Origin of the sequence: Micromonospora sp. DT46 (genome assembly GCF_049841735.1) — a bacterium.
GTDB classification, from domain to species: Bacteria; Actinomycetota; Actinomycetes; order Mycobacteriales; family Micromonosporaceae; genus Micromonospora; species Micromonospora reichwaldensis.
Map to the genome: position 1 here is coordinate 461,934 of NZ_JBNCKW010000002.1, position 20,201 is coordinate 482,134.

General features: G+C 72.9%; 16 protein-coding genes. 12 read left to right on the forward strand and 4 right to left on the reverse strand.

Annotation, left to right across the window (positions count from 1 at the left end):
• The first annotated feature begins 68 nt into the window (after window positions 1-68).
• The 3 genes from ACLQ20_RS06460 (at window position 69) to ACLQ20_RS06470 (ending at window position 2,862) form a co-directional block, all read left to right on the forward strand.
• On the forward strand, window positions 69-1,706 hold the full coding sequence (locus ACLQ20_RS06460; RefSeq protein ID WP_425854537.1) for an ABC-F family ATP-binding cassette domain-containing protein: 1,638 nt from the start codon (window positions 69-71) through the stop codon (window positions 1,704-1,706).
• 38 nt (window positions 1,707-1,744) lie between these two features.
• Complete coding sequence (locus ACLQ20_RS06465) at window positions 1,745-2,062, forward strand: hypothetical protein (RefSeq protein WP_357579586.1); 318 nt, start codon at window positions 1,745-1,747, stop codon at window positions 2,060-2,062.
• A 74-nt stretch (window positions 2,063-2,136) separates the two neighbouring features.
• Window positions 2,137-2,862, forward strand: a complete 726-nt coding sequence (locus ACLQ20_RS06470; protein WP_425854539.1) for a methyltransferase domain-containing protein — start codon at window positions 2,137-2,139, stop codon at window positions 2,860-2,862.
• A gap of 29 nt (window positions 2,863-2,891) precedes the next feature.
• On the opposite strand, the gene ACLQ20_RS06475 is transcribed toward ACLQ20_RS06470, so the two are convergent.
• The gene (locus ACLQ20_RS06475; protein WP_425854831.1) at window positions 2,892-3,899 is read right to left on the reverse strand and encodes a LacI family DNA-binding transcriptional regulator; all 1,008 of its coding nucleotides are present in this window, start codon (window positions 3,897-3,899) and stop codon (window positions 2,892-2,894) included.
• 136 nt (window positions 3,900-4,035) lie between these two features.
• On the opposite strand from ACLQ20_RS06475, the gene ACLQ20_RS06480 reads away from it, so the two are divergent.
• The 5 genes from ACLQ20_RS06480 to ACLQ20_RS06500 are packed head-to-tail and all read left to right on the forward strand — an operon-like array spanning window position 4,036 to window position 9,822.
• On the forward strand, window positions 4,036-5,550 hold the full coding sequence (locus ACLQ20_RS06480; RefSeq protein WP_425854540.1) for an alpha-N-arabinofuranosidase: 1,515 nt from the start codon (window positions 4,036-4,038) through the stop codon (window positions 5,548-5,550).
• A gap of 57 nt (window positions 5,551-5,607) precedes the next feature.
• Window positions 5,608-6,936: an ABC transporter substrate-binding protein gene (locus tag ACLQ20_RS06485; RefSeq protein WP_327029649.1), complete on the forward strand. Its 1,329-nt coding sequence runs from the start codon at window positions 5,608-5,610 to the stop codon at window positions 6,934-6,936.
• A 6-nt stretch (window positions 6,937-6,942) separates the two neighbouring features.
• Window positions 6,943-7,908 carry a carbohydrate ABC transporter permease gene (locus ACLQ20_RS06490; RefSeq protein WP_151454947.1) on the forward strand — a complete coding sequence of 322 codons (966 nt, stop codon included), beginning with the start codon at window positions 6,943-6,945 and terminating at the stop codon, window positions 7,906-7,908.
• Window positions 7,909-7,918: 10 nt separating this feature from the next.
• On the forward strand, window positions 7,919-8,809 hold the full coding sequence (locus ACLQ20_RS06495; protein WP_425854543.1) for a carbohydrate ABC transporter permease: 891 nt from the start codon (window positions 7,919-7,921) through the stop codon (window positions 8,807-8,809).
• Window positions 8,806-9,822 carry a glycoside hydrolase family 43 protein gene (locus tag ACLQ20_RS06500; RefSeq protein WP_425854544.1) on the forward strand — a complete coding sequence of 339 codons (1,017 nt, stop codon included), beginning with the start codon at window positions 8,806-8,808 and terminating at the stop codon, window positions 9,820-9,822. Before ACLQ20_RS06495 ends, ACLQ20_RS06500 begins: the two co-directional genes overlap by 4 nt.
• Before the next feature lie 126 nt (window positions 9,823-9,948).
• On the opposite strand, the gene ACLQ20_RS06505 is transcribed toward ACLQ20_RS06500, so the two are convergent.
• Complete coding sequence (locus tag ACLQ20_RS06505) at window positions 9,949-11,451, reverse strand: amino acid permease (RefSeq protein ID WP_425854546.1); 1,503 nt, start codon at window positions 11,449-11,451, stop codon at window positions 9,949-9,951.
• 311 nt (window positions 11,452-11,762) lie between these two features.
• Between ACLQ20_RS06505 and ACLQ20_RS06510 the strand changes: the two genes are divergently transcribed.
• Together ACLQ20_RS06510 and ACLQ20_RS06515 are read left to right on the forward strand one after the other, a co-directional pair.
• Window positions 11,763-13,427: a glycoside hydrolase family 10 protein gene (locus ACLQ20_RS06510; RefSeq protein WP_151454950.1), complete on the forward strand. Its 1,665-nt coding sequence runs from the start codon at window positions 11,763-11,765 to the stop codon at window positions 13,425-13,427.
• A gap of 179 nt (window positions 13,428-13,606) precedes the next feature.
• The gene (locus ACLQ20_RS06515) at window positions 13,607-14,143 is read left to right on the forward strand and encodes a phospholipase (RefSeq protein WP_151453406.1); all 537 of its coding nucleotides are present in this window, start codon (window positions 13,607-13,609) and stop codon (window positions 14,141-14,143) included.
• A gap of 79 nt (window positions 14,144-14,222) precedes the next feature.
• Here ACLQ20_RS06515 and ACLQ20_RS06520 read toward each other — a convergent pair whose 3' ends face one another.
• The gene (locus tag ACLQ20_RS06520; RefSeq protein ID WP_151453405.1) at window positions 14,223-17,057 is read right to left on the reverse strand and encodes an ATP-binding protein; all 2,835 of its coding nucleotides are present in this window, start codon (window positions 17,055-17,057) and stop codon (window positions 14,223-14,225) included.
• 99 nt (window positions 17,058-17,156) lie between these two features.
• A complete protein-coding gene (locus ACLQ20_RS06525; RefSeq protein ID WP_151453404.1) occupies window positions 17,157-17,375 on the reverse strand; it encodes an FmdB family zinc ribbon protein in 219 nt (72 codons plus the stop codon).
• Between the two features lie 38 nt (window positions 17,376-17,413).
• Between ACLQ20_RS06525 and ACLQ20_RS06530 the strand changes: the two genes are divergently transcribed.
• A complete protein-coding gene (locus tag ACLQ20_RS06530; protein WP_425854549.1) occupies window positions 17,414-19,045 on the forward strand; it encodes a lytic murein transglycosylase in 1,632 nt (543 codons plus the stop codon).
• Window positions 19,046-19,117: 72 nt separating this feature from the next.
• Window positions 19,118-20,134 carry a GNAT family N-acetyltransferase gene (locus tag ACLQ20_RS06535; protein WP_151453410.1) on the forward strand — a complete coding sequence of 339 codons (1,017 nt, stop codon included), beginning with the start codon at window positions 19,118-19,120 and terminating at the stop codon, window positions 20,132-20,134.
• Window positions 20,135-20,201: the final 67 nt, after the last annotated feature.

The window sequence follows — 20,201 nt, forward strand, 5'->3', positions numbered from 1 at the left end:
GTGTGCCGCGCGCGTGCCGGGGCGTGGAGCAAGGGTGGGTGATCGGGGCGGGATAGGGTCGGGCACTGATGAGCGCGACGATGATCGTCAAGGGGCTGGCCGCGGGGCACGGGGACCGGGCACTGTTCGCCGGGCTGGACCTGGTGGTCGCACCGGGGGACGTGGTGGGGCTGGTCGGGCCGAACGGGGCCGGCAAGTCGACGCTGCTGCGTACCCTCGCCGGACTTCTGCCGGTGGAGGCCGGCAGCGTGACGCTCAGCCCGCCCACGGCGAGCGTCGGGCACCTGCCGCAGGAGCCCGAGCGGCGGCCCGGCGAGACCGTGCGGGACTTCCTGGCCCGGCGCACCGGCGTCAGCGCCGCGCAGGCCGCGCTGGACGCGGCGACGGCCGCGCTCACCGACGGCGTGCCCGGCGCCGACGACGCCTACGCCGAGTCCCTGGAGCGCTGGCTCGCCCTCGGCGGGGCGGACCTGGAGGAACGGGCCGAGCAGGTGGCCGCCGAGCTGGGGCTCACGGTCGACCTGGAGCACCCGATGACCGGCCTCTCCGGCGGCCAGGCGGCCCGGGCCGGGCTGGCCTCGCTGCTGCTCAGCCGCTACGACGTGTTCCTGCTCGACGAGCCGACCAACGACCTGGACCTGGCCGGCCTGGAGCGGCTGGAGGAGTTCGTCACCGGGCTGCGCGCCGGCACCGTGCTGGTCAGCCACGACAGGGAGTTCCTCGCCCGCACGGTCACCCGCGTGCTGGAACTGGACCTGCACCAGCAGCAGGTCCGGCACTACGGCGGCGGCTACGCGGGCTACCTGGAGGAGCGCGAGGTCGCCCGCCGGCACGCGCGGGAGGGCTACGAGGAGTACGCCGACACCCGGGCCGGCCTGGAGGCGCGCGCCCGCACCCAGCGGGCCTGGATGGAGAAGGGCGTGAAGAACGCCCGCCGCAAGGCCACCGACAACGACAAGATCGGCCGCAAGTTCCGCGCCGAGTCGACCGAGAAGCAGGCGGCCAAGGCCAAGCAGACCGAGCGCCTGATCGAGCGGCTGGAGGTGGTCGAGGAGCCGCGCAAGGAGTGGGAGCTGCGGATGGAGATCGCCGCCGCGCCCCGCGCCGGCGCCGTCGTGGCCTCGCTGCGCGACGCCGTCGTACGCCGGGGCGACTTCACCCTCGGCCCGGTGACCCTCCAGGTCGACTGGGCCGACAAGGTGGCGGTGACCGGGGCCAACGGCTCCGGCAAGTCCACCCTGCTCGCCGCCCTGCTGGGCCGGCTCCCTCTCGACTCCGGGCACGCCGCGCTCGGCCCGGGCGTGGTGGTCGGCGAGGTGGACCAGGCCCGTGGGCTGTTCCTCGGCGACGTGCCGCTGATCGACGCGTTCGGCGCCGCCGTACCGCACCTGTCGCCGGCGGACGCGCGGACGCTGCTGGCCAAGTTCGGCCTGCGCGCGGGGCACGTGCTGCGGCCGGCGGCGACCCTGTCGCCGGGCGAGCGGACCCGGGCGGCGCTGGCGCTGCTCCAGGGGCGCGGGGTGAACCTGCTGGTGCTGGACGAACCGACGAACCACCTGGACCTGCCCGCCATCGAGCAGCTGGAGTCCGCGCTGGCCAGCTACCCGGGCACGCTGCTGCTGGTCACCCACGACCGGCGGATGCTCGACGCCGTGACCACGAACCGGCGGCTGCGGGTGGCCGCCGGGCGGATCGCCGAGGATTGATCCGTGCCGACCCGCTCGCGGCGGGTGAGAATGACCCCATGCTCAAGTGGGAGTACGCGCTGCTGGTCCGCCGCCGCCAGGCGGCCACCACCGACATCGGCTGGGAGATCGTCTTCGTCTGGTACGGCCCCGACGGCTCCATGGTCGACGTGACGCCCTACGGCGACACCGCGCTGGCCCATCTGAACCGGGCCGGTGACCAGGGCTGGGAGCTGGTCGCGATGAGCGAGGACCCGTCCATGCCCGGCAACAGCGAGCTGCACCGCTACCACCTCAAGCGGCCCAAGGCGGCCGCCCCGCCGCCCCGGCAGCGGATGCGCGGCGGCGGACGCCCCCGGCGGACGATCGGCGGCTGACCGCCCGCCCTGCTCGGGGCGTCCGGGGCATAACGGGCGGGGATCCGGGTATCGGCCGGCGGGAGGTGGCCCGGATGGTCGCGCTGGCACAGAATCCGCCCTCGGCCGAGCGGCTGCGGGCGGTCGACGGATTCCTCACCGAGGCCTGGGCCGACCAGGCCCGGCACGACGACCGGCTGCGCGACCTCGCGGTCGAGGTGCGCTTCGACCGGGGGGTGGCCCACCTCAGCGGCGAGGTCGCCGGGCAGGACGAGCTGCGCCTGGTCCGGGACCGGGTCGGCCGGCTCGCCGGGGTGCTCGGCGTCTGGTGCCGCGTACGCGTCGGCGGGCGCGACCCGGTGGTGGTCGACCTGGGCTGTGGCGCCACGAAGCAGTGGCCGGGCAACCTGGGGCTGGACATCTTCCCGGCCCCGGGGGTGGACGCGGTGGCGGACCTGTCCGGCTCGCTGCCGCTGGCCGACGACTCGGTGGACGTCTTCTTCGCGGTGCACATCCTGGAGCACCTGATCGACTTCCTGCCGCTGGTCGACGAGTGCCACCGGGCGCTCCGGCCGGGCGGCGTGCTGCACGTGATGAGCCCGTGGTGGCGGCACGTGAACGCCGTCGCCGACCCGACCCACGTCCGGCTGCTCGACGTGCAGACGTTCAAGGGCGTCTGCCTCCAGCGCCCGCCGGGCATCCCGCGCTGGTATCCCCTGCACGTCGGCTGCGACGGCGCCTCGATCTTCGCCGACCTCACCCCGCTGCCCCCGGACGCGGACGGCCCCACCCCCGCCCACCTGGCCCGCTTCTTCGACTGAGCGCCACCCCCGGCCAGCGGGGGTGGGGGTCAGCGGCCGAGGGTGCTCTCGCGGGGGGCCAGGCGCCAGGGGGCCGAGAGTTCCCGGGGCGGGGCGGTGCGGTCGCCGTCGATCCGGCCGGCGAGCAGTTCCACCGCCAGCCGGGCGATGCGCTCCTTGTCCGGCGCGATGGTGCTCAGGGTGGGCACGGAGAAGCGGCCGTCCTCGATGTCGTCGAAACCGGCCACCGCCACGTCCTCGGGGACGCGCAGGCCCGCCTCGTGCAGGGCGCGCAGGACGCCCAGGGCGAGGGTGTCGTTGAAGCAGAAGACCGCGTCGGGGCATACGCCGGAGGTCAGCAGGCCGCGCATCGCGGCGGCGCCGTCCGCGCGGTGCCAGGCCGTCGCGGGCGCCACCAGCCGCTCGTCGTACGGGAGGCCGGCGTCGGCGATCGCCGCGGTGTAGCCGGCGAGCCGCAGCCGGGCGCTGGCCCCCTCGGGGGTGCGCTGCGAGCCGATGGCGGCGATCCGGCGCCGGCCGAGACCGGCCAGGTGGGCGGTGATCTCCCGGGCGGCGCCCACGTTGTCGATCCCGACGTGGTCGGCGGGACCGTGGTCGACCCGCTCGCCGAGCAGCACCAGCGGGGTGCCGGCCAGCCCGGTGAGGTCCTCGGCGGTGAGCGCCAGCGGGCTGAAGATCAGCCCGTCGATCAGGTGCTCGGTGATGCCCGACGCGACCGCCCGCTCCTGCTCCCGACCGCCGCCGGTCTGGTCGATCAGCACCGTCCAGCCCAGCTCGGCCGCGGCCGTGACGACGTGCCGGGCCAGTTCGGCGAAGTAGGGGATGTCCAGTTCGGGGACCGCGAACGCGATGATCCCGGTGCGCCCCTTGCGGAGGTTGCGCGCGGAGAGGTTGGGCCGGTAGTTCAGCTCGGCGATGGCCTCCTCGACCCGGGCCCGGGTGTCGGGCCGGACGTGCACATAGCCGTTGACCACGTTGGAGACGGTCTTCACCGACACGCCGGCGCGCTCCGCCACGTCCTTCAGCCTGTGCCGCACCACGTCGCCCTCCCCCATGGGGCGCACTTTACCGCGTAGGGGCCTCTTTACAACGTTGCTTACAACGTTGTACAAACCAGGAGCACCAGGTGACCACGGTCACCCGGGACCGGCAACGAGGAAAGGTGGCACCCCCTTGCGGACCGCGCAGCTCACCATCGACCCAGCCTTCGCCGTCGGACCGGCCGACCGGCGGCTCTTCGGCTCGTTCGTCGAGCACATGGGTCGCTGCGTCTACGGCGGGGTCTACGAGCCCGGGCACCCCACCGCGGACCCGCGCGGCCTGCGCGGCGACGTGCTGGAGCTGACCCGGGAACTGGGCGTCTCCGTGGTCCGCTACCCGGGCGGCAACTTCGTCTCCGGCTACCGCTGGGAGGACGGCGTCGGCCCGGTCGGTGACCGCCCCCGCCGGCTCGACCTGGCCTGGAAGACCGTCGAGACCAACGCCTTCGGGCTCGACGAGTTCATGACCTGGGCCGCCGAGGCGGGCGTCGAGCCGATGATGGCCGTCAACCTCGGCACCCGGGGCGTGCAGGAGGCCTGCGACCTGCTGGAGTACACGAACCATCCGGGCGGGACCCAGCTGTCCGACCTGCGCCGCAAGCACGGCGCCGAGGAGCCGTACGGGGTGCGGCTCTGGTGCCTGGGCAACGAGCTGGACGGCCCGTGGCAGGTCGGCCACAAGACCGCCGACGAGTACGGCCGGCTCGCCGCCGAGACCGCCCGCGCCATGAAGATGATCGACCCGTCGATCAGCCTGGTGGCCTGCGGCAGCTCCAACCGGACGATGTCCACCTTCGCCTCCTGGGAGGCGACCGTGCTGGAGCACACCTACGAGCACGTCGACTACATCTCCGCGCACACCTACTACGACCCCTCCGACGGCGACCGGGCCAGCATCCTGGCGTCCGCCGTCGACATGGACAACTTCATCCGCGAGGTCGTCGCCACGGCCGACCACGTGGCCGCCAAGCAGCGGCACCGGCGGAAGCTGAAGATCTCCTTCGACGAGTGGAACGTGTGGTACCAGTCCCGTCTCCAGGCCGACCTGGACCGGCGCGGCTGGGTGGAGGCACCGGCGCTGATCGAGGACGACTTCACCGCCGTCGACGCGGTGGTGGTCGGCGACCTGCTGATCACCCTGCTCCGGCACGCCGACCGGGTCGGGGTGGCCTGCCAGGCCCAGCTCGCCAACGTGATCGCCCCGATCCGCACCCGCACCGGCGGCCCCGCCTGGCGGCAGAGCATCTTCCACCCGTTCGCGCTGACCGCCCGGCACGCCCGCGGCACCGTGCTGCGCACCGAGCCGGTCGGCCCGACCTACGAGACGAAGCGGTACGGCGAGGTCCCCGTGCTCGACACGGTCGCCGTGTACGACGAGGAGACCGGCGAGCTGACCGTGTTCGCGGTCAACCGGGGCTCGGACGACCTCCCCCTGGACATCGACCTGCGCGGGCTGCCGGGGCTGTCCGGTAGATCCCACTTGAGCCTCGCCGCCGGGGACGACCCGACGGCGACGAACACCGAGGCCGAGCCCGACCGGGTGACGCCCCGGCAGCTGCCCGACCCCACCACCGACGGCGGCCGGTGCTCCGTGCGCCTTCCGGCCGTCTCCTGGAACGTGCTGCGCTTCTCCCCCACCGGCGGCTGACACCGCACCGGTCCTGAGCAGGCACACTTCATCCCGTCCCTCAAGGAGCGAAACCTCATGATGCAGAACGAAATGAGCCGGCGGCGCCTGCTCGGCCTCGGCCTCGGGCTCGGCGCCGCGGCCTCGTTGACCCTGGCCGGGTGCGGCGGCGACGACGACAGTTCGGGCCCGGCGGCCGGCAACGGCGGCAAGGACTACACCGGCCCGAAGGTGGACCTGAAGCTGTGGAACGGCTTCACCGGCGGCGACGGCGACATCTTCAAGGCGCTGGTGAACCAGTTCAACACCGAGCACCAGAACATCGCCGTCTCGATCGCCACGTACCAGTGGGAGGACTACTACAACAAGCTCCCCGGCGCGGCCTCCAGCGGCGCCGGCCCGGACATCGCGGTCATGCACATGGACCAGCTCGCCACCTTCGCCGCGCGCGGGGTGATCACCGAGCTGGACGACGTCGCCAAGACCCTGGAGCTGTCGGAGGGCGACTTCGCCCCCACCGTCTGGAAGGGCGGGCTCTACAACTCCAAGCGGTACGGCATCCCGCTGGACATGCACCCCCTCGGCTTCTACTACAACAAGGGGGTCATGCAGAAGGCCGGCCTGGACCCGAACAAGCCGCCGACGACGAAGGACGAGTACACCGCCGCGCTGACCGAGCTGAAGAAGTCCGGGGTGCAGGGCTTCTGGGTCAGCCCGTTCCAGTTCACCGGCGGCATGACCTTCTACTCACTGCTGCACCAGTGGGGCGGCAGCGTCTTCGACGCCGAGGCCACCAAGGCCACCTTCAACTCCGACCAGGCCGTCGAGGCGTGCACCTGGCTGACCGACCTGATCAAGCAGGGCCACTCCCCGGCCAACGTCGGCCAGGACGCCGACTACCTGGCCTTCAAGAGCGGCAAGAACGCGTTCAACTGGAACGGCATCTGGCAGATCAACGACCTCAAGAAGAGCCCCGACATCCAGTGGGGCGTCGCGCCCCTGCCGCAGATCGGCACGCAGCCGGCCGCCTGGGCCAACTCGCACAACTTCACGATCGTCAAGCAGCGGGCCAACGACGCCAACAAGGTCTCCGCGGCGAAGGTCTTCATCAACTGGCTCAGCCAGCACTCCCTGGACTGGGCCAAGGGCGGCCAGGTCCCGGCCCGCAAGGCCGTGCGGGACAGCGCCGACTTCAAGGCGCTGGCCGAGGTCAACGCGCTCGCCCCCGAGCTGGAGTACGCGGCCTTCCCGCCGGCGGCCCCGGGCCTCGGTGAGGTCATGACGACCTTCTACAACTCGTTCAACGAGGCGGCGCTGGGCAAGAAGTCGCCGAAGCAGGCGCTGGACGACGGGGTGACCAAGGCGAACAAGCAGCTGGAGGACAACCGCAAGAAGTACGGGAGCTGAGTCCCCGTGGCGGACGTGATCGAGGCGGGGGCGGCGCGTGCTGACGCGCCGCCCCCGGCGGCCGACGCCCCCCGTGGCGGCGCCCGGGCGGGCCGGGCCGGGCGGGCGACGCCGTACCTCTTCCTCGCCCCGTACCTGCTCCTGTTCGGGGTCTTCGGGCTGCTGCCGATCCTGCTCGGTCTCTGGCTTTCCGTGCACCAGTGGGACTTCCAGCTGCCCAACCGGCCCTTCGTCGGGCTGGACAACTACAAGGAGCTGTTCTCCAGCGACTCGGCCGTCTACGGCGACTGGTGGCAGAGCGTCCGGGCGACGGCGATCTTCACGGTCTTCGCGGTGCCGCTGCTGGTGGTCGTCCCGCTCGGGCTGGCGCTGCTGCTGAACCGCTCGTTCCCCGGCCGGACCTTCTTCCGGGCGATCTACTTCGCGCCGTACGTGCTGGGCGTGGCGGTGATCGGCCTGCTCTGGCGGTTCCTGCTCGACGCCAACCTGGGCCTGGTCAACCGGATCGCCGGGATGGTCGGGCTGCCGGCCGACACCCCGTGGGTGACGGCCGTGCCGTGGGCCTGGGTCTCGCTGGTCGGGGTGACCGTCTGGTGGACCTCCGGCTTCAACGCGGTGATCTACCTGGCCGGGCTCCAGGACATCCCGCAGGAGCTGTACGAGGCGGCGAAGGTGGACGGCGCGAGCGCCTGGGAACGGTTCCGGCACGTCACGCTCCCCGGGCTGCGTCCGGTGCTGCTCTTCGTGATCACCACGACCGTGCTCGCCTCGGCGAACGTGTTCGGCCAGTCGTTCCTGATCACCCAGGGCGCGCCGGGCACGGAGACCCGCACGGTGGTCTGGTTCATCGTCGAGGAGGGGCTGCGGGACAACGACGCCGGCCGTGCCGCCGCGATGAGCATCGTGTTCGCGCTGATGCTGGCGGTCGTGAGCATCGCCAACTTCCGCCTCTTCCGCTACCGGGAAGACTGAGGGGACCGCCATGACGACGCCCACACGCGCCCCCGCGCCGGCCCCCGCCGACGCCCCGGCGACCGGCCGCGCCCCGGGGGGCGCGCTGCGCCGGACCGCGCTCTACGCCACCCTGGTCGCGCTCGCCCTGGTCTTCCTGCTGCCGCTGGTGTGGATGGTCATCACCTCGCTGAAGACCTACACCGGGGCCCAGCAGATCCCGCCGACCTGGCTGCCGGACCCGATCTCCGGGTACGGCTACGAGCAGATCCTGAACAACACCGCCAACCCCGTGCTGCGCTGGTTCGCCAACAGCATGCTGGCCGCCACCGCGCACGCGCTGCTGGTGGTGGCGACGGCCTCGATGACCGCGTACGCCCTGGCCCGGATGCGGTTCCGCGGTCGCGGGGTGCTCTTCGCGCTGATCGTCGGGACGCTGTTCATCCCGCCGACCTCGTTGATCATCCCGAACTTCCTGATCGTCGACGAGCTGAACTGGATCGACACCCTGAGCGTGGTGATCGTCCCCGGGGCGGCGAGCGCGTTCGGGGTGTTCTTCCTGCGGCAGTTCTTCCTCTCCCTGCCCCGGGAGCTGGAGGAGGCCGCGGTGCTGGACGGGGCCAACCAGTGGCAGATCTTCTGGAAGGTGGTGCTGCCGCTGTCCAGGCCGGCGCTGGCCACGCTGGTGGTGCTGTCGTTCCTCACCAACTGGAACGACTTCCTCTGGCCGATCTTCGTGCTGTTCAGCCCGGAGACGCTCACCCTGCCGCCGGGCCTGGGCCTGCTCCAGGGCTCCTACGTCACCGACTATCCGGTGATCATGGCGGGGGCGGTGCTGGCCAGCGTGCCGGTGCTGATCCTCTTCGTGCTCGCCCAGCGGCACATCATCCAGGGCGTCTCCCGCAGCGGGCTGAAGGGATGACGGTCGGGACGACCCGGCGGCGCGGCGCGGCGGCGGTGCTCGCCGCCGCGCTGCTCGTCGCCGGGTGCGGTGGTGGAGAAGGACCTTCGAGCACGGGAGACGACGCGCGCATGTTCACCAACCCGGTCGTACGCACCGACGCGCCCGACCCGCAGGCGATCCGGGTGGGCGACACCTGGTACCTGTTCCACACGAACGCCGGTGGCCGCAACGTCCCGGTGCTCACCTCCCCGGACCTGGTCGACTGGACCCCGGCCGGGGACGCGCTGCCGGAACTGCCGGCGTGGGCGGACGCCGGGAAGACCTGGGCGCCCGAGGCGATCGAGCTGGCCCCGGACCGGTTCGCGCTCTACTACACCGTCGCCGGGCGCGAGTCGGGGCGGCAGTGCGTCGGGCGGGCCGTGGCGAGCGCGCCGCAGGGGCCGTACCGGGACGACTCGACCGGTCCGCTGATCTGCCAGGCCGAGCTGGGCGGGGCGATCGACGCCAGCCCGTTCCGCGACGCCGACGGCAGCCTCTGGCTGCTGTGGAAGAACGACGGCAACGCCATCGGGGTGGACACCTGGATCTGGTCGCAGCGCCTCTCGGACGACGGGCTGCGCCTGGTCGGCGAGCCGACGAAGCTGCTGAAGCAGACCGAGCCGTGGGAGGGCACCCTGATCGAGGGCCCGTTCCTGCACCGGCAGGACGGGAAGCTATTCCTGTTCTTCGCCGCGAACGCCTACGACCGGGCCGAGTACGCGGAGGGCTACGCGATCTGCGAGTCGCCCGCCGGGCCCTGCGTGAAGGCCCCGGAGAACCCGATCCTGAAGACCAACGAGGTCGCCTCCGGGCCGGGGCACGCCTCGATGGTGGTCGAGGACGGGCGCACCTGGCTGCTCTACCACGCCTGGCCACCGGGCCAGGAGGGCACCGTCGACCCGGGCCGCCAGGTCTGGCTCGACGAGGTCGTCTGGAACGACGGCAAGCCCGTCGTCAAGGGCCCGACGGCGGGGCCGCAGCAGAAACCCTGAGCGCCAGGTCGCTGGCGGAGGGCGACCACCACAGGGTTTCCGGGGAGCCCGGCCCGCGCAGGGATCAAGCCTGACCGCCCGGAGCGGGCCGGGCTCCCCGGAAACCCCATACCGCGACCAGCCGGATCAGACGGAAGCCGGTTCCCGGGAGTCCGGGGACGAGGAACGCCGGGCGAGACGGTTGCGCCGGTAGCCGTAGCCGAAGTAGATCAGCACGCCGAGCAGCATCCACGCGGCGAACCGCAGCCAGGTCTCCACCGACAGGTTCAGCATCAGGTAGAAGCAGGCCAGCGCCGACACGATCGGCAGCACCGGGGAGAACGGCACCCGGAACGGCCGGTCCAGGTCCGGGCGCTTGCGGCGCAGGACCGGCACCGCGATCGAGACGATCACGAACGCCGCGAGCGCGCCGATGCTGACCAGGTCGGCCAGGGCCGACAGCGGCAGGAAGCCGGCGAGCAGCGCGACCGCCACCGTCATGACGGCCGAGATCCGGTACGGGGTGCCCCAGCGCGGGTGCACCTTCGCGATCGACGGCGGGATCAGCCCGTCGCGGCTGATGGCGAAGCCGATCCGGCCCATGGCCACGAGGTCGACCAGGATCACGCTGGTCAGGCCGGCGACGGCGGCGATGGAGACGAGGATGCCGGCCCACTCGGCGCCGACCGCGTTGAAGGCCGCCGCGATCGGGGCGCCCCGGTCGATCTGGTCGTACGGCACCATGCCCACCACGACCAGCGAGACGCCGATGTACAGCACCGTGGAGATCAGCAGCGTGCCGAGCAGGCCGAGGGTGAGGTCCCGGCGGGGCCGCTTCGTCTCCTCGCCGAGGTTGGCGACCGCCTCGAAGCCGGTGTACGCGAAGAAGACCACCGCGGCGGCGCTGAGCACGCCCACGAAGCCGAACACCGAGGGCTCCAGGCCGAAGAGCGCCTGGGTGACGGGCTGCTTGATGCCGTCCTCGCTGCCGTCGGCGGGCTGCGCCGGCGGGATGAACGGGGTGAGGTTGGCGGCCTTCACGAAGAACAGGCCGGCGACCACGATGAAGACGCAGATGGCGACCTTGACCAGCACCAGCAGGTTGGTCACCCGGGCCGACTCGCGGATGCCGACGATCGCCACGACGCCGAGCAGCAGCACGATGCCGATCGCGCCGACGTTGACGACGCTGCCCTCCTCGCCGAACCAGGCGGTGGGCAGGCCGACGAGTTCGGCCAGGTACCCGGACCAGCCGCGCGCCACCACCGCCGCGCCGAGGGCGAACTCCAGCAGCAGGTCCCAGCCGATGATCCAGGCGACGATCTCGCCCATGGTCGCGTACGCGTAGGTGTAGGCGCTGCCGGCGGTCGGCACGCTGGAGGCCAGTTCGGCGTAGCAGAGGGCGGCGAGCAGGGCGACCAGGCCGGCGATGCCGAACGAGATCACCACGCCAGGGCCCGCGCTGTCGCGGGCCTCGATGCCGGTGAGCGTGAAGATGCCGGTGCCGATCACGATGCCGATGCCGAACCCGGTGAGGTCACGGGCGCCGAGCCGGCGCTTCAGGCCGGGCCCGCCGTTCTCGCCGTCGGCCTCGCTCTGCGCGATCACGTCCCCGATCGGTTTGGTACGCAGCACGGACACCGTGGTCACCTCCCACCGTCCGGACCACCCTGGTGGCGGCCGGTGACCGGCGATGCTACCCACGGCGGACCCCCCTCAATCCCCACGTCTCGGGCCATTCGGGCCAGCACCCCCCGTGTGCGCTCCGCCACGGCGCGTCCCGTGAGCCCGGCCACTAGGGGGAGCCGGCGTGGACGGACGGATCGATCGCGCCCAGACTCTTGCGCAGAGCCCGTGAGGTGTGAAAATTTCCTACCAGCGGCAGAATGTCAACGGCGAATCTTGCCGTCTGCGCCGCGATGAACCCCTGACACGGGAGCCCCAACGAAGGGACACACCGCATGAAGGCAACTCGGCTCGGAGCCGCCGGGCTGGCCGCCGCACTGCTCGGCGCGCTCGTCGCCGCCACCCCGGCGAGCGCGGCACCCGACGCGGCGACCACCGCCGCCTCCACCACCACCTGCGTCACCGACCCGGCCACGCCGAAGCGGCAGTTCCGGGCCATGTGGATCTCCTCGGTCGTCAACATCGACTGGCCGAGCAAGGCGTCCCAGACGTCGCCGGACCGCGTCGCCACGCAGCAGGCCGAGTACCGCCAGCTGCTCGACCTCGCCGAGCGGCTCAACCACAACGCCGTGGTCGTCCAGATCCGGCCGACCGCCGACGCGTTCTGGCCCTCGCCCCACGAGCCCTGGTCGGAGTACCTGACCGGGGTCCGCGGCGAGAACCCGGGCTGGGACCCGCTGAAGTTCGTGGTCGAGGAGGCGCACAAGCGCAACCTGGAGTTCCACGCCTGGTTCAACCCGTACCGCGTCTCCATGCCCGCCCCGGGCGGCGCCGGCGCCGACATCAACCAGCTCGCGCCCAACCACCCGGCCCGCGAGCACCCCGAGTGGACCTTCGCCTACCCGCCGGCCGGGGTCGCCGGCAGCCGGCTCTACTACAACCCCGGCATCCCCGAGGTCCGCGAGTTCGTGCAGACCGCGATGATGGACGCGGTCAAGCGGTACGACGTCGACGGCGTGCACTTCGACGACTACTTCTACCCCTACCCGAGCGGCACCCACCAGGTGCCCGACGACGCCACCTTCGCGGCGCACAACCGGGGCTTCACCGACAAGGCCGACTGGCGGCGGGACAACATCAACCTGCTGGTCCAGGAGATGAACGCCAAGATCAAGGCCGAGAAGCCGTGGGTGAAGTTCGGCGTCAGCCCGTTCGGCATCTGGCGCAACCAGTCGGCCGACCCGCTGGGCTCGGACACCACCGGCAGCCAGTCGTACGACATCATCTCCGCCGACACCCGCAAGTGGGTCAAGGAGGAGTGGATCGACTACATCGTGCCGCAGCTCTACTGGTACATGGGCCAGTACCCGGCCGCCGACTACACCCGGCTGGTGCCGTGGTGGGCGGACGTGGTCAAGGGCACCCGGGTGCAGCTCTACATCGGGCAGGCCGACTACAAGAGCGGTGACCCGGCCTACGGCTCCTTCTGGATGAACCCGCAGGAGCTGTCCAACCACCTGACGCTGAACCGGCAGTACCCGGAGGTCCTGGGCAACGTCCACTTCTCGGCCGTGCAGGTGCGGGCCAACCGGCTCGGCGCGACCGACATCTACGCCGCCGAGCACTACTCCCGCCCGGCGCTGATCCCGACCATGACGCACCTGCCGAAGAAGCCGCTGCTCATGCCGGTGGTCACCAAGGCCGCGCGGCAGTCCGACGGGGTCCGCCTGAACTGGCTCCAGCCGGCGAACGGCGTGGGCCCGCTCGGCACCGCCACGTCGTACGCGGTCTACCGCTTCGACGGGACCGGCCTGGCCGGCCGGTGCGACTTCGCCGACGCGGCGCACCTCGTCGACACGGTCCGCGCCGACGCGGACAGCCGTACGCAGTCCTGGGTGGACACCACCGCCGAGGCCGGCAAGCGGTACACCTACTACGTGACCGCGCTCGACCGACTGGCGAACGAGAGCCCGGCCAGCCCGCCGGCCTTCGTCCGCTGACGTGACACCGAATGCCCCGGGTGCCCCTGGCGCCCGGGGCATTCGTCTGTTTCGACGCCTGTCACCAAATGTCGGTGGGCACCGCATCCCCCGGACCCATTCATGATCGACACTGTTCGGCACTCCGGTGACCCGCCGGTAACCCCCGTCCCGCCCGCCCATCCCCCGCGGAGGTACCCGTGCCCAAACGCCTCACCACCCTGCTCGCCTCGGCCGCGCTCACGATGCTCTTCGTCTTCGGGGTCTCCTCCCCCGCCGCCGCCGTCACGACCTCGCAGAAGCTGTCCGTCCTCTCCAGTTGGACGCAGACGAGCGCCTCCAGCTACAACTCCTGGAACTCCGGCCGGCTCAACCAGGGCGCCTGGGCGGCGTACGGATTCAACTGGTCGACCGACTACTGCTCGTCGAGCCCGGACAACCCGCTCGGCTTCACGTTCAACCTCTCCTGCTACCGGCACGACTTCGGCTACCGCAACTACAAGGCGATGGGCCGGTTCTCCGCGAACAAGGCCCGCCTCGACGACGCCTTCTACGCCGACCTGAAGCGGGTCTGCGCCACGTACAACGCCGCCGTCCGGCCCGCCTGCACCAGCCTCGCCTGGACGTACTACCAGGCCGTCAAGGCCTTCGGCTCGCTCGCCGCCGTGCAGCAGGCCGACATCGACCGCGCCGCCCGGATGAAGGCCGACGCCGAGAGCCGCGCCGCCCTGCGCTGACCGCGCCCGTACGCCCAGGGGTTCGCGTCCCCGGCCAGCCCGATGACGCGGACCCCGACCGGCGGGTCCCACCCCGCTGTCAGGCGTGGCCGGTGTGGTGACGGCGACGGTCCGGGGCGACGGACTGGCGGGGAGCCACACGGGCGTGACCGGCGCCGAACCTCGCCGAGCCGACCGCCAGGTCCGGATGCTCGACGGCGAGGGCCAACGCCGCCGCCTCCTCCAAGCCCAGCTCGGTCCCCTCGCCGTACGCGCCGTCGAAGGTCGCGTCGCCCAGCTCCCGGCGCAGCTCCCCCTGCCGCTGCGCCCAGTACCCGCCGTAGATGCCCGGGGCGCAGCGCATGCTCGCCCGGGTCGCCCCCGCCGCGCCGAACAGGCGGGCCGCCGTCAGCCCGTCACCGCCTGCCGCGCAGCGCACGGCCATCGCGTTCAGCGTGTCGCAGGCCCGACCGTGGAAGCCGTGGCTCATCCGCGAGCGCAGCGCCACCTGGAGATGCTCGTGCGCGGCGACCAGGTCCCCGCGCGCCAGGGCGACCATCCCGAGCAGCATGTCGACCGAGCGCCGCCCCCGCTCCACCGGGCGGGCCGCCTCCACCGGGCGGGCCGCGCCCAGCAGCTCGGCCGCCTCGTCCAGGGCGCCCCGCCGCCAGAGCAGCTCGGCCAGGCTGAACACCCCGAAGAGCGCGTCGCCGAGCACCTCCTGGCCGGACGCCCAGTCGATCACCTCGCGGCAGATCCGCTCCGCCTCCGCGAACTGTCCCATGTCGACCAACGGGGCCGCCCGCCCGGCGAGCACCCGGGCGAGCAGGCCGGCGTCGCCCGCCTGCCGGGCCGCCGCCTCCGCCCGCTGGGAGTAGCGCAGCTCCTCGGCGAACTCGCCGTCCGCGCCGGCGTGCAGCGAGTGCATGTGGTACGCCGCCGCCAGCTCGGCGTCCGGGATCCGCTCCCCCGTCTCGGCGATCCGCCCGTACAGCCGGAACAGCCAGAGCCGCCCCTCCCGGGCCAGGCCCCGCTCCCGCCACCACTGGTCGAGGCCCCCGGCCAGCCGCAGGCCGGCCCGGGCACTGCCGCCGGTGGCGCACCAGCGCAGCGCGGCGCGCAGCTCGCCGGCGAGCGGGTCGAGGACGTAGAGCGACAGGGTCACCGGCCGCCCGTCCGGGCCCAGGTGGGCGCGCTCCAGCGCGTGCGTCGACCACGCCACGTGCCGGTTGCGGGCCGACCTCTCCTCCCCCGCCTCCGCCAGCCGCCGCGCCGCGTACGCCCGGATCGGGTCGAGCATCCGGTAGGTGCTGCCCGAGGCATGCGGCTCCGCCAGCACCATCGACTTGTCGACCAGCACCGAGAGCGGATCGAGCGGGTCGTCGCCGAGCAGCCACTCCACCGTCGCCAGGTCGACCGGGCCGGCGAAGACCGCCAGCCAGCGCAGCAACCGGGCGGCGCGCGGCCCCAGCGTGCGGTACGACCAGGTGACAGTGGCCTGCATCGTCAGGTGCCGCTCGGTGGCGGAACGCTGCACCGCCCGGACGGCCGGGCTGGGCGGCACCATCCCCACGGCCGCCGCCACCAGGTCCACCGTGTCCGGCCGACCGCCCGGCCGGTCCGGCTCCACCGGCGGGTCAGGGTCCTCCCGGCCCGCGTCGAGGGTGCCCAGCACGTCGTCGAGGCGCTCGGCGAGCTGCCCGACGGAGAGCACCCGCAGCCGGGCGGCGGCCAGCTCAATGGCGAGCGGCAGCCCGTCCAACCGACGCACCACCCGCCGCAGGTCGGCCGACTCGCCCGGATCCGGCGGCCGGCCGCCCCGGGCCGCCGCCGTCCGGTCCAGCAGCAGCGCGACCGCGTCGCTCTCCGCCCTGTCCACCGGCGGGTCGACCGACAGCGACGGGATCCGCCAGACCACCTCGCCCGGCAGGCCGAACGACTCCCGGCTGGTGGCGAGCACCCGGACGCCCACCCCGCCGGCGAGCAGCCGGGAGATCACGTCGGCCGAGGCGGCCGGCTGGGCGTCGCAGGTGTCCAGCAGGACGAGCATCCGGCGCGCGGCCGCGTACTCCACGAGCGTGTCGACCATCGGGCGGCCCGGCTCGGGACGCAGACCGAGCACGGCGGCGACCTCGAACGCCACCAGACCCGGGTCGGTGACCGCGGCGATGTCGACGAACCAGACACCGTCCGGATGGGACTCCACCAGGTCGACGGCGAGCTCCACGGCCAACCGCGTCTTGCCCGCACCCCCCGCGCCGAGGACGGTGACCAGCCGGTGCGCCTCCACCAGCTGCTTCAGCTCGGTCCGCTCGGCGTGCCGGCCGACGAACGAGGTGACCGGGGTCGGCAGGTTGTGCGCGGACGCGTCGGCGGTGCGGGGCCGCGGGAACTGCCGCTCCAGGCCGGGCGCGACCAGTTGGAAGAGCCGCTCCCGGTCGTCGAAGCCGCGCAGCCGGTGCAGGCCCAGGTCGTGCAGGGACACGTCGGGCGGCAGCGGCTCCGCGTGCCGCGCCGTCGACGCCGAACAGAGCACCTGGCCGCCGTGGGCGGCCGCGGCGATCCGGGCCGCGCGGTGCACCTCCGGGCTGACGTACTCGCCGTCGCGCGGCTCCGCCCAGCCGGTGTGCAGCCCCATCCGGACCCGGGGCATGGCCTCGGCGGTGGGCCACTCGTGGCTGGCCAGCGCCCGCTGCGCGGTCAGGCAGGCGGTCAGCGCGGCCGTCGCGTCGGGGAAGGCGAGGAAGAACGAGTCCCCCTCGGTCAGCAGCTCCGCGCCCTCGGTCGCGGCGATCGTGCGGCGCAGCAGGCGGCGGTGCTCCCGCAGCACCGGGCGGTAGTCCGGGCCGAGCAGCTGGGCCAGCCGGGTGGAGCCCTCGATGTCGGTGAAGACGAAGGTCACCAACCCGCTCGGAAGGTGGATCCGTGGCGACATGGTGGAACCTCCGCCCGTGACGTCGGACTCATGCTGCCTGATACCGGACCATCACGCATCGTGAGAACGGTCGGCCGGAGCCGACTGCGGGCCCGCAGGTCAGCAGCCGCAGCCACCGCCGCAACAACCCCCACCGGCCGGCGCCGGCGCGCCACCGGCCGCGCCGCCGCCCCGGCCGGTGACCGCGACGGTGGAGAGGAGCTTGACCGTGTCGGTGTGCCCCTGCGGGCAGGACGCCGGCTCAGCGGCCTGCGACATCGGGCGGTTGACCTCGTAGGTGTCGCCGCAGGCGCGGCAACGGAACTCGTACCGGGGCATGGCACCAGGGTACGACCGGTCCTGACGTACGGGGGGACATGGGTGATACTCAACTTGTGGTGGACGGCGAGGACAGGACGACCCTTCGGCCCCTGCGGCCGGCGGCACCGATCGACGGGCCGCTCGCCGGTTCCGGCGCCGCGCCCGAACCCGCGACGCGGTTGCCGCGTCCCCGCCGCCCCTGGCTGAGATCCACCGCCGCCGGCGACACGAAGCCGGCTACCGAGGCCAAGCCGGCGACCGAGGCCACCGCCGAGACGAAGCCCGCGACCGAGGCCAAGCCGGCGACCGAGGCCACCGCCGAGAAGGCGAAGCCGGTCGACGAGGCGAAGCCGGCCACCGGCACCAGGCCGGTCACCGAGCCCACCGCCGAAGCGAAGGCGGCGGAAGAGGCGAGGCCGGCGGAAGAGGCGCAGTCGGCGGAAGAGGCGAAGTCGGGCAACGGGCCGGCCGCCGACGCGAAGCCGGCCACGACCGGGAAGCCGGACGACAGCGCCGGCACGACCGGGAAGCCGGGCGACAGCGCCGCCACGGCCGCGAAGCCGGACGACGGAACCGCAGCCGGCCCTGACACGAAGGCCGGCGGCGCGGCCGGGGCCTCCACGACCGGGCCCGGGGCGAAGACCGGTGACGACGCCGGCGCCGCGTCGGCCACGGGCGCGGGCGACCTCGCGAAGACGAAGGTCGACGTGCCCGCCACGAAACCGGCCACCGGGCCCCGGCGCCGCCGGGTGCAGTTCGCGCACGCCGTACGCCGGCCGCCGCACCGCGTCGCGATGGGCGCCGCCCGCGCGACCCGGGACTGGTCGCGGCGGCCCAGCGGGCGACTCACCCTGCCCGGGGTGTTCCTGCTCGCCCTGGTCGCGGCGACGGCTGCGGCGGGTGCGCTGCTGGTGCCCGCGACGGCCCGGGGACCCCGTCCGGTCGCGGTCGACGCCACCTCCACCGCGCCGACCACCGTTCCGCAGGCGCCGCTGCCCGGCGGGACCCCACTGCCCGGCGGCACGGTGCTGCCCGGTCAGACGCCACTGCCCGGCGGAACGGTGCTGCCCGGCGGGACGGTGCCGCCCGGTCCACTCCCCGGCGGGGTCACCGGCCGGCCGTCGGACGCGCTGGCCGGCTGGGCCGCCCAGGTCGGGCCGAAGGTCGGCATCTCGCCGGTGGCCGTGCAGGCGTACGGCTACGCGGAGGTGGTGCTCGCCCAGACCAACCGCAGCTGCGGGCTGAGCTGGACCACCCTGGCGGCCATCGGGTTCGTCGAGTCGGGGCACGGCCAGGCCAACAACGCGACGCTCCGCCAGGACGGCAAGGCGCTGCCCGAGATCATCGGTCTGCCGCTCGACGGGCAGGGCGGCCGGATGCGGATCCCCGACACGGACCGCGGCGTGATGGACAAGGACCCGGTCCTCGACCGGGCGGTCGGGCCGATGCAGTTCATCCCGACGACCTGGCAGGAGATCGGCGCCGACGCCGACAACGACGGCGTCAAGGACCCGCACGACCTGGACGACGCCGCCCTCGCCGCCGGCAACTACCTCTGCAAGGGCGGCCGGAACCTGACCATCCCCGCCGACTGGTGGAACGCGATCCTGTCCTACAACGACGTCCGCCGGTACGCCCAGGATGTCTACGACACCGCCAACCGGTACGGACAGGCGAGCCGCACGTGAAGTGATCGTCTGCATACATTGGAGAACTGGACACTTCCCCCGGGCAGCGGTTAGCGGCAAGCTAGACGGGTGATGGTGCGCGAGTGGGACCCCAGGACCGCGTCGTCCGTCGAGATCGCGTCGCTGCTGGACACGCTGAACGCGGTCCTGGCGGCCGATCTGCCGCAGGACCCGCCGTGGCGGGAGAGTTCCATGCGGGAATACCTCGCCGAGGTGATGCCCGGCGAGCGGCGGATCTCCTGGGTCGCCCAGGCGGAGCCGGCGGCCGACGGCAGCCCGGGGGCGATCCTGGGCCACGTGCACGTGCTGCTGCTCGGTGACATCGGGGTGCTGGAGGTGCTGGTGCACCCGGCGGAGCGGCGCACGGGCCTCGGGCGGGACCTCGTCCTGACCGCCGCCAGGCGGGTCTACCAGGAGGGCTTCCAGTCGATCGGGGTCGAGGTGGTCGGCGACACGCCGGCCGTCGCCTTCTACGAGTCGCTCGGCTTCTCGAAGGAGTACGTCGAGACCCGCAGCGTGCTGGACCTGTCCGGGGTGGACTGGGCCGAGCTGTCCGAGATGGCCACCGGCATCGGCGCGGGCTACCACCTGGAGTTCCACCCCGGCGGCCCGCCGGACGAGCTGATCGAGACGTACGCGCGGGCCAAGGCGGAGGTGCGCGACGTCGAGGACGGCGAGCTGCGCCCCAGCTCCTACGACCCGCAGCGGCTGCGCGACAGCCTGGACTGCCTGCACCGGCGGGGCATGAAGCCCTACATCGTGCTCGCCCTGCACGAGCAGACCGGTGAGGTCGCGGGGCTGACCGAGGTGGTCGTGCCGGTCCAGCATCCCACCCGCGCCGACCAGTACGACACCATCGTCGTGCAGGACCACCGGGGCTACGGCATCGACCGGGCGATCAAGGCCCGGATGCTGATGGAGCTGCGCTCGGCGGAGGCGGAGCTGACCGAGGTGCAGACGTGGAACGCGCAGGCCAACGAGGCCATGCTCAAGGTCAACGCCGAGTTGGGCTACCGCCCGGACCGCGAGTGGTGCGAATACAGCATCGACGTGGCCGAGCTGGTGCACCGCCTCGACGCCGGACGCTGACCGGAACGTTCACGAAACTGTCCGGTGGGGGATGGACGGCGGTCAGCACCGACCCTTAACGTGCGTT

Coding starts and splice junctions, on each gene's coding strand:
- ACLQ20_RS06495 (WP_425854543.1), top strand. CDS start 7,919: ATGACGACGCCCACACGCGCCCCCGCGCCGGCCCCCGCCGACGCCCCG.
- ACLQ20_RS06500 (WP_425854544.1), top strand. CDS start 8,806: ATGACGGTCGGGACGACCCGGCGGCGCGGCGCGGCGGCGGTGCTCGCC.
- ACLQ20_RS06470 (WP_425854539.1), top strand. CDS start 2,137: ATGGTCGCGCTGGCACAGAATCCGCCCTCGGCCGAGCGGCTGCGGGCG.
- ACLQ20_RS06510 (WP_151454950.1), top strand. CDS start 11,763: ATGAAGGCAACTCGGCTCGGAGCCGCCGGGCTGGCCGCCGCACTGCTC.
- ACLQ20_RS06520 (WP_151453405.1), bottom strand. CDS start 17,057: ATGTCGCCACGGATCCACCTTCCGAGCGGGTTGGTGACCTTCGTCTTC.
- ACLQ20_RS06525 (WP_151453404.1), bottom strand. CDS start 17,375: ATGCCCCGGTACGAGTTCCGTTGCCGCGCCTGCGGCGACACCTACGAG.
- ACLQ20_RS06530 (WP_425854549.1), top strand. CDS start 17,414: ATGGGTGATACTCAACTTGTGGTGGACGGCGAGGACAGGACGACCCTT.
- ACLQ20_RS06485 (WP_327029649.1), top strand. CDS start 5,608: ATGATGCAGAACGAAATGAGCCGGCGGCGCCTGCTCGGCCTCGGCCTC.
- ACLQ20_RS06460 (WP_425854537.1), top strand. CDS start 69: ATGAGCGCGACGATGATCGTCAAGGGGCTGGCCGCGGGGCACGGGGAC.
- ACLQ20_RS06465 (WP_357579586.1), top strand. CDS start 1,745: ATGCTCAAGTGGGAGTACGCGCTGCTGGTCCGCCGCCGCCAGGCGGCC.
- ACLQ20_RS06535 (WP_151453410.1), top strand. CDS start 19,118: ATGGTGCGCGAGTGGGACCCCAGGACCGCGTCGTCCGTCGAGATCGCG.